The sequence below is a fragment of the Bacteroides sp. 1001136B_160425_E2 genome (assembly GCF_015559655.1).
GTDB lineage: Bacteria > Bacteroidota > Bacteroidia > Bacteroidales > Bacteroidaceae > Bacteroides > Bacteroides luhongzhouii.
The window spans coordinates 58,437-69,782 of record NZ_JADMQH010000012.1 but is presented as its reverse complement, the minus strand read 5'-3'; the positions used below and the strand labels follow the sequence as shown (position 1 = coordinate 69,782).

General features: G+C 41.6%; 11 protein-coding genes. 9 read left to right on the top strand and 2 right to left on the bottom strand.

The window, feature by feature from the left end:
• The first annotated feature begins 4 nt into the window (after positions 1 to 4).
• From I2I04_RS13435 to I2I04_RS13410, 6 genes are all read left to right on the top strand, one after another.
• A complete protein-coding gene (locus tag I2I04_RS13435) occupies positions 5 to 1,003 on the top strand; it encodes a GNAT family N-acetyltransferase (RefSeq protein WP_195655238.1) in 999 nt (332 codons plus the stop codon).
• A 175-nt stretch (positions 1,004 to 1,178) separates the two neighbouring features.
• Positions 1,179 to 1,583: a methylmalonyl-CoA epimerase gene (gene mce, locus I2I04_RS13430; RefSeq protein WP_143259395.1), complete on the top strand. Its 405-nt coding sequence runs from the start codon at positions 1,179 to 1,181 to the stop codon at positions 1,581 to 1,583.
• Between the two features lie 28 nt (positions 1,584 to 1,611).
• The gene (locus I2I04_RS13425; RefSeq protein ID WP_004300890.1) at positions 1,612 to 3,165 is read left to right on the top strand and encodes an acyl-CoA carboxylase subunit beta; all 1,554 of its coding nucleotides are present in this window, start codon (positions 1,612 to 1,614) and stop codon (positions 3,163 to 3,165) included.
• 31 nt (positions 3,166 to 3,196) lie between these two features.
• On the top strand, positions 3,197 to 4,117 hold the full coding sequence (locus I2I04_RS13420; RefSeq protein ID WP_004314216.1) for an OadG family transporter subunit: 921 nt from the start codon (positions 3,197 to 3,199) through the stop codon (positions 4,115 to 4,117).
• A gap of 24 nt (positions 4,118 to 4,141) precedes the next feature.
• On the top strand, positions 4,142 to 4,573 hold the full coding sequence (locus tag I2I04_RS13415) for an acetyl-CoA carboxylase biotin carboxyl carrier protein (RefSeq protein ID WP_195655237.1): 432 nt from the start codon (positions 4,142 to 4,144) through the stop codon (positions 4,571 to 4,573).
• A gap of 1 nt (position 4,574) precedes the next feature.
• Positions 4,575 to 5,735, top strand: a complete 1,161-nt coding sequence (locus I2I04_RS13410) for a sodium ion-translocating decarboxylase subunit beta (RefSeq protein ID WP_143259393.1) — start codon at positions 4,575 to 4,577, stop codon at positions 5,733 to 5,735.
• Positions 5,736 to 5,947: 212 nt separating this feature from the next.
• On the opposite strand, the gene I2I04_RS13405 is transcribed toward I2I04_RS13410, so the two are convergent.
• The gene (locus I2I04_RS13405; RefSeq protein WP_008648889.1) at positions 5,948 to 6,952 is read right to left on the bottom strand and encodes a class II fructose-bisphosphate aldolase; all 1,005 of its coding nucleotides are present in this window, start codon (positions 6,950 to 6,952) and stop codon (positions 5,948 to 5,950) included.
• Between the two features lie 433 nt (positions 6,953 to 7,385).
• Here I2I04_RS13405 and I2I04_RS13400 point away from each other — a divergent pair, with 433 nt between their 5' ends.
• Complete coding sequence (locus tag I2I04_RS13400) at positions 7,386 to 7,640, top strand: type B 50S ribosomal protein L31 (protein ID WP_005678397.1); 255 nt, start codon at positions 7,386 to 7,388, stop codon at positions 7,638 to 7,640.
• Positions 7,641 to 7,720: 80 nt separating this feature from the next.
• Here I2I04_RS13400 and I2I04_RS13395 read toward each other — a convergent pair whose 3' ends face one another.
• A complete protein-coding gene (locus I2I04_RS13395; protein ID WP_004300908.1) occupies positions 7,721 to 8,935 on the bottom strand; it encodes an ATP-binding protein in 1,215 nt (404 codons plus the stop codon).
• A gap of 193 nt (positions 8,936 to 9,128) precedes the next feature.
• On the opposite strand from I2I04_RS13395, the gene I2I04_RS13390 reads away from it, so the two are divergent.
• Together I2I04_RS13390 and I2I04_RS13385 are read left to right on the top strand one after the other, a co-directional pair.
• Positions 9,129 to 9,536 (top strand): hypothetical protein, encoded by a 408-nt coding sequence (locus I2I04_RS13390; protein WP_004304410.1) that lies wholly within the window; start codon positions 9,129 to 9,131, stop codon positions 9,534 to 9,536.
• 732 nt (positions 9,537 to 10,268) lie between these two features.
• Positions 10,269 to 10,697 (top strand): hypothetical protein, encoded by a 429-nt coding sequence (locus tag I2I04_RS13385; RefSeq protein WP_008774791.1) that lies wholly within the window; start codon positions 10,269 to 10,271, stop codon positions 10,695 to 10,697.
• Positions 10,698 to 11,346 lie beyond the last annotated feature (649 nt).

Genomic DNA, 11,346 nt, shown 5'->3' with positions numbered 1-11,346 from the left:
CTAGATGCCACTTAAACTAACAACATATTATCATGGGAAGGACATTCCTGAATTGCCGGGAAAAAACACCTTCCATTCCAAAGAGTTATTTCAGATTTATGAAGCAACTCCAGGGTATACTCCTTTATTAATAGTGGCAACAGAAGACGGCAGACCTGTGGCACGCCTGCTTGCCGCCATTCGCAAAGCGAAGAAGTGGCTCCCCTCCTCTTTAGTGAAACATTGCGTGGTATATAGCGAAGGAGAATTTCTGGATGAATCGCTTTCGGCCAACAAAGAAAAGGCAGAAGAAGTCTTTGGCGATATGCTCGAACATCTCACACAAGAAGCATCGCGCAGCTGTGTCTTGATCGAGTTCCGAAACCTCAACAATTCGATGTTCGGTTATCGGGTTTTCCGTGCCAACGATTATTTCCCTGTCAACTGGTTGCGGGTACACAATTCACTGCACAGTATGAAAAAGACGGAAGACCGGTTCAGCCCGTCGCGTATCCGGCAGATAAAAAAAGGGCTCAAGAATGGAGCCAAAGTAGAGGAAGCACATACCGTGGAAGAGATACACAATTTCTCACGGATGCTGCATAAGGTTTACTCCTCCCGCATACGCAGATATTTCCCTGCCAACGACTTTTTCCGCCACATGAACAACATGTTAATCAAAGGACAACAGGCAAAAATATTCGTAGTAAAATACAAAGAGAAAATCATTGGCGGTTCCGTTTGTATCTACTCGGGAGACGATGCGTACCTTTGGTTTTCGGGAGGAATGAGAAAGACCTATGCACTTCAATATCCGGGGATACTGGCCGTTTGGAAAGCATTGGAAGACGCGCGCCAGCGGGGATTCCACCATATGGAATTTATGGATGTAGGACTTCCGTTCCGTAAACACGGTTATCGTGATTTCGTTCTCCGCTTCGGCGGAAAGCAGAGCAGTACCCGCCGTTGGTTTCGTGTCAATTGGAATTGGCTGAACAAACTCTTAGTCAAATTTTATGTCTAAATGTAATCTCAAGATTGCAAAACGACTCTTCATGTTCCTTTCCTACCATTTTTTCTGTTTAATAATCCAATAATTAAATGCAGAAATATTTCTTTATTAGGTAAGAATTGTCTTTCTTTGTGCTGTTTTATGCCTTATAAGCACAGATTTAAAACCAAATAAAAAAAGTATAGTTATGAAGATTTCACACATTGAACATCTGGGCATTGCTGTAAAAAGCATTGAAGAAGCCCTTCCTTACTACGAAAATGTATTAGGTCTGAAGTGTTACAACATTGAAACAGTGGAAGATCAGAAAGTAAGAACCGCTTTTTTAAAAGTAGGCGAAACAAAAATCGAACTGTTGGAGCCGACTTGCCCGGAGAGTACTATTGCCAAATTCATTGAAAACAAAGGTGCAGGCGTTCACCACGTTGCATTTGCTGTAGAAGATGGCGTAGCCAATGCTTTGGAAGAAGCAGAAGGCAAAGAAATCCGCCTTATTGACAAAGCCCCCCGCAAAGGTGCCGAAGGTTTGAATATCGCTTTCCTTCACCCGAAATCAACTTTGGGCGTGCTGACAGAACTCTGCGAACATTAATCATAAACTCTAAAACCAACAAGAACTCATGAGTAATCAACTTGAAAAAATTAAAGAGCTTATTGAACGCCGTGCCGTAGCACGTATCGGAGGCGGTGAAAAAGCAATTGCGAAGCAACACGAAAAAGGGAAATACACAGCACGCGAGCGTCTGGCTATGCTGCTTGACGAGGGTAGCTTCGAAGAAATGGACATGTTCGTTGAGCACAGATGCACGAACTTCGGTATGGAGAAAAAACATTATCCGGGAGACGGTGTAGTGACCGGCTGCGGTACAATCGAAGGACGTCTGGTATATGTGTTCGCACAGGACTTCACTGTTTCTGCCGGTTCACTGTCAGAAACAATGTCATTGAAAATTTGTAAAATCATGGATCAGGCCATGAAGATGGGTGCTCCTTGTATCGGTATCAACGACTCGGGTGGTGCACGTATTCAGGAAGGTATCAACGCTTTGGCCGGTTATGCAGAAATCTTCCAACGCAACATCCTTGCTTCGGGTGTTATTCCGCAGATTTCCGGTATCTTCGGTCCTTGTGCCGGTGGTGCTGTTTATTCTCCGGCTCTGACCGACTTCACGCTGATGATGGAAGGCACTTCCTATATGTTCCTCACCGGACCGAAAGTTGTGAAGACCGTAACAGGTGAAGACGTTAGCCAGGAAAACCTCGGTGGCGCAAGCGTTCACTCCACCAAATCGGGCGTGACTCATTTCACCGCCCAAACAGAAGAAGAAGGTTTCGAACTGATTCGCAAACTGTTGAGCTATATTCCTCAAAACAACCTTGAAGAAGCTCCTTATGTAGATTGCACAGACCCAATCGACCGTCTGGAAGATTCTTTGAACGATATTATCCCCGACAGCCCTACTAAACCGTATGATATGTACGAAGTCATCGGTGCTATTGTGGACAACGGTGAATTCCTTGAAATCCAGAAAGATTATGCAAAGAATATCATCATCGGTTTCGCCCGCTTCAACGGACAATCGGTAGGTATCGTTGCTAATCAGCCTAAGTATCTGGCTGGTGTGCTCGACAGCAACGCATCTCGTAAAGGTGCACGCTTCGTTCGTTTCTGCGATGCATTCAATATTCCTATCGTATCGTTGGTAGACGTACCGGGCTTCCTTCCGGGAACAGGTCAGGAATACAATGGCGTTATCCTTCATGGTGCCAAACTGTTGTATGCTTACGGTGAAGCTACTGTGCCTAAGGTTACTATCACATTGCGTAAGTCTTACGGTGGTTCTCACATCGTGATGAGCTGTAAGCAACTTCGCGGTGACATGAACTACGCATGGCCTACTGCCGAAATCGCAGTAATGGGTGGCGCAGGAGCAGTAGAAGTATTGTACGCACGCGAAGCCAAAGATCAGGAAAACCCTGCTCAATTCCTTGCAGAGAAAGAAGCAGAATACACGAAACTGTTTGCCAATCCTTACAATGCAGCTAAATATGGCTACATCGACGATGTGATTGAACCACGCAACACACGTTTCCGTGTAATCCGTGCTTTACAGCAATTGCAGACTAAGAAATTGAGCAATCCAGCTAAGAAGCATGGTAATATTCCGTTGTAATCCTACTTTTCACATTAAAACAAGAACGATTATGAACAAAACCAAAATCGGAATATTCCTTTCTTTGCTGTTGCTGATTGGTCTGACTTCTTGTGGAGAGCAAAAGTCGAACAATAAGCTGGTGCTAAACGAAATCCTGATAGACAATCAGAGTAATTTTCAGGACGATTACGGATTGCACAGCGCATGGATTGAAATATTCAATAAATCATTCGGTAGCGCCGACCTGGCAGCTTGCTTGCTGAAAGTAAGCAGCCAACCGGGCGATACAGTTACTTATTTTATCCCGAAAGGTGATATACTTACCTTAGTGAAACCACGCCAACATGCACTATTCTGGGCAGATGGCGAACCTAACCGTGGTACTTTCCATACCAGCTTCAAGCTGAATCCGGAAACAGCTAACTGGGTGGGTCTGTTCGACTCCGGCAAGAAGTTGCTCGACCAGATTGTAGTGCCCGCAGGCGCTCTCGGTCCCAACCAATCATACGCTCGTGTAAGCGACGGGGCAGCTGAATGGGAAGTAAAAAGTGGAAGCGGTGACAAATACGTGACTCCGAGCACCAACAACAAGACTCTTGACAGCAATTCCAAGATGGAAAAGTTTGAAGAACACGATGCTGATGGCGTTGGAATGTCCATTTCTGCCATGAGCGTAGTATTCTGCGGATTGATTCTTCTCTTTATTGCTTTCAAGATTGTAGGAAAAGTAGCCGTTAATTTGAGCAAGCGCAACGCTATGAAATCTAAAGGCATCGACAAACATGAAGCTAAGGAACTGTCACAGGCTCCGGGCGAAGTATACGCCGCTATTTCTATGGCATTGCACGAAATGCAAGATGAAGTGCACGACGTAGAAGAAACGGTGCTGACCATCACTCGCGTAAAACGCAGCTACTCACCATGGAGTTCGAAGATTTACACTTTGCGTGAAACTCCTCCCAGAAAGTAAGTCACCTTTTAAAAAGTAAAAACGATGAAAGAATATAAATATAAAATCAACGGTAACTCATATAAAGTAACCATCGGAAATATTGAAGACAACATCGCTCATGTAGAAGTGAACGGTACACACTATAAAGTGGAAATGGAGAAACAGCCGAAGCCTGTTGCAAAACCTGTGACAGTACGCCCGATGCCTAATGCTCCTACTGCTCCTACTCAAGTAGTGAAACCGACCGCTCCATCTACCGGAAAATCAGGAGTGAAATCTCCGCTGCCGGGTGTGATCCTCGACATCAAAGTGAATGTAGGCGATACTGTAAAGAAAGGACAGACCATTATCATATTGGAAGCCATGAAGATGGAAAACAATATCAATGCGGATAAAGACGGTAAGATTACTGCCATCAACGTCAACAAGGGAGACTCTGTTCTTGAAGGTAATGACCTCGTAATTATTGAATAATATGGGAGATTTTATAAACTTTTTAGGAAATAACCTCGCCGACTTCTGGACATACACAGGCTTTGCCAATGCTACGGTAGGGCATGTAGTCATGATTCTCGTTGGCTTGGTATTCATCTATTTGGCAATAGCCAAAGAGTTCGAACCAATGCTGCTGATTCCTATCGGTTTCGGTATATTGATTGGTAATATACCTTTTAATATGGATGCCGGACTGAAGGTCGGTATTTATGAAGAAGGTTCTGTATTGAATATATTGTATCAGGGAGTGACCTCCGGCTGGTATCCGCCGCTCATCTTTTTGGGCATCGGCGCCATGACGGACTTCTCGGCACTTATCTCTAATCCGAAATTGATGTTGATCGGTGCAGCTGCACAGTTCGGTATCTTCGGTGCATATATGATCGCGCTGGAAATGGGTTTCGACCCGATGCAAGCCGGTGCTATCGGTATCATTGGTGGAGCGGACGGCCCGACAGCTATCTTCCTTTCTTCCAAGCTAGCACCTAACCTGATGGGAGCCATTGCAGTGTCCGCCTACTCCTATATGGCGTTGGTTCCGGTGATACAGCCGCCTATCATGCGTCTGCTCACCACCAAGAACGAACGTATCATCCGCATGAAACCGCCGCGTGCCGTTTCTCACACGGAGAAAGTGATCTTCCCGATCATCGGTTTGTTGCTGACTTGCTTCCTGGTTCCTTCCGGTCTACCTTTGCTGGGTATGCTGTTCTTCGGCAACCTATTGAAAGAAAGTGGTGTAACCCGTCGTTTGGCTAATACTGCCAGTGGTCCGTTGATTGATACTATCACTATTCTGTTGGGACTGACAGTAGGTGCTTCTACACAAGCTTCCGAATTCCTGACGCTCGATTCCATCAAAATCTTTGCTCTCGGTGCATTGTCATTTGTTATTGCAACTGCCTCCGGTGTCATCTTCGTTAAGATCTTCAATATCTTCTTGAAGAAGGGTAATAAGATTAATCCGTTAATCGGTAACGCAGGGGTTTCTGCTGTTCCTGACTCTGCACGTATCTCGCAAGTGATTGGTTTGGAATATGATTCGACCAACTACCTGTTGATGCACGCTATGGGTCCGAACGTTGCCGGAGTGATCGGTTCAGCTGTTGCTGCCGGTATCCTGCTCGGATTCCTGATGTAAGATATAAGACAAGTATAAAATCACCTTTACTGTATATCATTATAGTAAAGGTGATTTTTTATTGTAAGAACTTGTCGATTTAAAAATATTGCATTTGCTATTCCGTATATATCGTATTGCGTTTTGTTGCGGATAGAACTGTAAAGAGACAAAAAAGGCTGCCACCGTCAACCGGTAGCAGCCTTTCTTTTATTTATGGAATAACCCGAAGATTACTGTGCCAATTTGTTGTCAGAACCGAGCACGTTGATAATTTTGTGCTTGTACAGTTTTTCCATGTTGTCACGAGCCGGACCAAGATACTTACGTGGGTCGAATTCAGCTGGTTTTTCAGCGAAAGTCTTACGGATAGCTGCAGTCATAGCCAGACGTGAGTCAGAGTCGATATTGATTTTGCAAACAGCAGACTTAGCAGCCTTACGCAACCATTCTTCCGGAATACCGATAGCAGCTTTCAGTGCACCACCGTATTGGTTGATAGTTGCCACTTCTTCCTGTGGAACAGAAGATGAACCGTGAAGAACGATAGGGAATCCCGGAAGTTTTTCCATTACAGCGTCCAATACTTCGAATGCCAATGGAGGAGGAACCATTACGCCTGTAACCGGGTCGATGTGGCATTGTTCCGGAGTAAATTTATAAGCACCGTGAGAAGTACCGATTGAGATTGCCAAAGAGTCGCAACCAGTGCGAGTAGCGAAGTCGATTACTTCTTCAGGGTCAGTATATGTGTGGTGGTCAGCAGAAACTTCATCTTCTACACCAGCCAATACGCCAAGTTCACCTTCTACAGTTACGTCAAACTGGTGAGCGTATTCAACAACTTTCTTAGTCAATGCTACGTTTTCTTCGTAAGGAAGGTGAGAACCGTCGATCATCACTGAAGAGAAACCTGAATCAATACAAGATTTACAAGTTTCGAATGTATCTCCGTGGTCAAGGTGAAGAACGATTTCCGGATGTGCGCAGCCTAATTCTTTAGCATATTCTACAGCACCCTGTGCCATGTAACGCAACAAAGTAGCGTTAGCATACTGACGAGCACCTTTAGAAACCTGAAGAATCACAGGAGATTTAGTTTCAACAGCAGCCTTGATGATAGCCTGCATTTGTTCCATATTGTTGAAGTTGAATGCTGGGATAGCATATCCACCTTTGATAGCCTTAGCAAACATTTCTCTTGTGTTTACCAATCCTAAATCTTTGTAATTTACCATTTTGTTTAAAGTTTATTGTTAGTGAATAAAAATTCTACGCAAAAGTAAGCATTATCCATCGAATAACGAACATCGGAAAGAAAAATATAGTAGAAAAAGGTTTAAATCAGACTGCAAAATTTAGCAGGAATACGAGTGTGACATTAGATTGTAATGTCTACCTTGCAAACTTTGGGATTTATGATTTCTGAATTCTGATTTATGCCTTCGGATTTATATCTCCTTATTTATACCTTATTTATACCTCATTTTTCATTCATTTAATCACCAAAATCTGCATAGCAAATCAGAAATCATAAATTAGAAATCAGAAATTTTAGAAAACCTTTTTCTATTTCACAGAAAAGCATTATCTTTGCGCACTGAAAATGACCATTACACTATTTCTTACCAAAATAGTAACAGAATATAAATTAAAAAAACAGATACTGAAATGAAAAAAGGCCTTCATCCAGAATCATACCGTCCGGTAGTATTTAAAGATATGTCAAATGGTGACATGTTTTTGTCTAAGTCAACTGTAGCAACTAAAGAAACCATCGAATTCGAAGGTGAAACTTATCCGTTGCTGAAGATTGAAATCTCAAACACTTCTCACCCGTTCTATACAGGTAAATCTACATTGGTAGATACTGCAGGTCGTGTTGACAAGTTCATGAGCCGTTACGGTGACCGTAAGAAGAAATAATTCGATCTTTCGTGAAAGATGAAAAAAGAGGAGATTCTCGCAGAGAATTTCCTCTTTTTCGTTTTCTATATTCCTTAGCGTCAAGCATCATCCAACAGGAAATCGGCTATATGACGATGCCTGACACCCTCCACATTATCCTGCCACAAGCTGTCCATGCTAACTACATATTTAGGATAATGGTCGTTAATGGCGAGCAAAGGAGCAAACTCCCTCTCAACAGTGGCCTGTGAAGCTAACTGATACGTTACTTGCACATAAATCTTTTCTTCCCGACGGATGGCTACAAAATCCACTTCTTTATCATCCTGTTTGCCTACATACACTTCATACCCCCTTCTTTTCAACTCCAGACAGACCAGATTCTCCAACATACCTGCAATCAACCGGTCACGATAGCCCATCACGGAATAAATCAAAGAAAGGTCACTTACAAAATACTTTTCATTCGTCTGCAGAATTTCCTTTCCTTTAATATCATATCGGGGAATACGTTGAATGATAAAAGCACTTTCCAATGCATTCAGATAATTATAGATGGTATTCATATCCACCTTCCGTTGCTGACTTTTGAAGTAATCAGCTATATTTTTAGCGTTCAGCTTATTGCCTATATTATCGAAAACAAACTTCACTACCCGTTCGAGCAATTCCACATTCCGGATATTGTGACGCTGCACCGTGTCACGAAGAATAACAGAAGAATAGATGTCGTAGACAATTTTATAGATGGCCTCATATCCATAATCGGCAGTATGTATGGCCGGAAATCCTCCCATGCGGAGATATTTCTGAAATTCCTCCTTCCGGTTGAGCGTCGGATCATTGGCCTGCAAGTCATGGAAAGTCAGATATTCTCTAAAAGACAAGGTCATGACATGGAAAGCGACATACCGTCCCGTTAAATAAGTTGCCAGTTCGGACGATAACATACGTGAGTTGGAGCCGGTCACATAAATATCCGTATCCAAATCTACCAGAAGTGAGTTGACCACTTTTTCCCAACCGTCCACTTCCTGAATTTCATCCAAGAGAATATAATATTTACCCGCATCTCCTGCCTGCCCCCGAATATAAGCATACAAAGCCTTCGCCTCTTTCAGATCTATCCACTGAAAACTTTCAAAATTCAGATAGATGATACGTTCTTCACGAACTCCTCTCCTCAACAGTTCGTCACGAATCAGACGCAGCACTACCGACTTTCCACTGCGACGAATACCCGTTATCACTTTTACAAACGGCTTATCTATAAAAGGAACGATTTGTTCCATATACTGTTCACGATTAATCATATTCAAAAGTTTTTAGGGTTATAAGCACAAAGATATACTATTTTCGGAAAGTTTTTAGGGTTATAACCCTAAATAAATCCATAAATTCAGATTCTTTTAGGGTTACAAGCCGAAAAATAAATAAAAGAAATATGACTAAATCCGATTTATTACCAAATAAAGAAAGTACCTTTACCCGACTAATTAATAAAAAATGGAAATAACCGATTTAAAACAAATGACAAAGGAAGAAGTTTTTAATTTCATCAGACAACGCCTTTCTTTCAGTAAAGAACTGCAAGAACAATTCAGGCATGTGAATAAAGACGATCTCGCAAAAGAACATCGCAGATTCGAAATGTCCGGAAATGAATCAAAGACAGGCCAATGCACGATTTTCAACACAGCGATTCTGAACGAGTTTGCCGATCTTGGCATCTATGATTATACTTCTTACCTTTTTCTCGACTTCCACAATGGCACTCCAACCGTTTATCTCAAATACTTCTCCGAAAATGAAAATTTGGAATATACATTTACCGGATATACCACAACGGAAATCATCTTTGCAATTCTTGAACTGACTATCTTCTCCGGAAAGCCTAAAAGAAATCGCAGCTAAAAAAAGAATTGCACGGAAAGACAATGCGAAGTCAAAAGACTTTTATGGCTTTCATTTAGGCACGGATTACACGGATTTCACGGTTCCATTAGACTAAAACCGTGAAACCCGTGTAATCCGTACTTAAATAATATCAATCTTGGAGATGGTTTTACTTTTGGCTCCCTCCTTTTTATCATCACATTATATTTGCCACCCGTATAGCATATTTACCATCTTTATACCATACTCTCTATTCTCATACCATATTTCCTGCATTTATTTCCTCTTTTCCATCCTATTCCGAAAAAAACATATATCTTTGTCATACGCTTTCTGCCCATCAGCGTGATGAAACAGGCAAAGGCGGTTTTTATTCCTTAATGGAGTAAATAACGTATTGTTTCCCAAATCGAAACTTAGCAAATTTCATGTACCGGGAAATGATACAACAGATACTCCACGTAGATGATCGTATATCAACATATCGATTAGAGATTTGTTATATATAAACGTTTGGCGTGGGTGTCTGTTGTTTATCATTATCTGGTGCACGGTATGCTAAGACCTCGATTTAGATAATGGTACAACAGCACTCACGCTTTTATTGTATCCGGTCGGTTTCAACAATCCTTATACCCCAACCAATTCCCCAGCCGACCGAAATCACAAAAATCGTGGGTGTTCGTTGCACCTCTCCGGACAATACGTTATTTACTCCTTTTTCTTATAACACATTAAAACAAAAGCAATATGCCAAAATGGATTAGTGTAGAAAAAGCAGTGATTAAGTATCACATCGAAAAAGAAGCGATCCTGCTTTGGGTGGAAATGGGACAATTCCCTATGTTATACATAGACAATGTTCCGAACGTTGACGAAGAATGTATTCTGGAACTCTTTCGCCGAAGTAAAGCCGGTATTACAGCAGAATATATTGATACGCTGGAACAACTGTGTATAGATAAAACAATGGTCTGCGAGAAATACGCCCACATTATTCAATTGAAAGAAAAGGAAATTCAGCTGCAGAAGGAAATAAATACGTTGATAAACGAAATACAGGCAGCAATGAAGAGACAAAACGAACGAATCCGGGATTTGAAAAAAGCGATTGGAGAGAATAATAATGTTATACGTAGCGACAGTTGGATAAAAAGACTACGCAAAAAGTTCCAATAGTGAATAATTATCAGTGTACCAATTACCATGTCGGACACAGCGTAAACAATTAGCATATTGGCACATTCTTGCACGGTTTTGAATCCATTGCCACTAATGATTTCATTCGTTACTTTTAGGTAATTGCTTCCCTATTAATATGTATTTCATAGCCTAATGAGTTTTCGTTTGACAGTTGTCGAACGAACGCTTAACTTAAGTTGAACTATCGCTTGACAGTTGTCAAACGAAAACTCATTAGGCAATCAAAGAAATAATATAGGCAAGAAGAAAAAATAAAAGTAGCATAGTAGCGAGGTATAATTAACTAGAGCATAGTTTATTCATTCTTGCACTGAAATGAGCAAATAGTGCGATTTTAGTTTATTTCTACACACTTCTTTGTTAAATAGGAATTTATATTTCACCACAGAGGACAAGGAGGACACAAAGGTTTACTATTTCTTATTCACTATAAAGTAACACAGAGTAATCGTATTTATCGCTCTGTTTTACTTACGGAAAAAGAAAGAAGAACTCTGTGTCCCCTGTGGTGAACTCGTAAAGTTCCCGTTTTTTGTGTTCCATATAAAAGTTAAGAGACAGAATATGAAAAAGATAGGAATGTTGAACATAAATAAACGGGAGTTGTTTTAGTATATTATTCGCT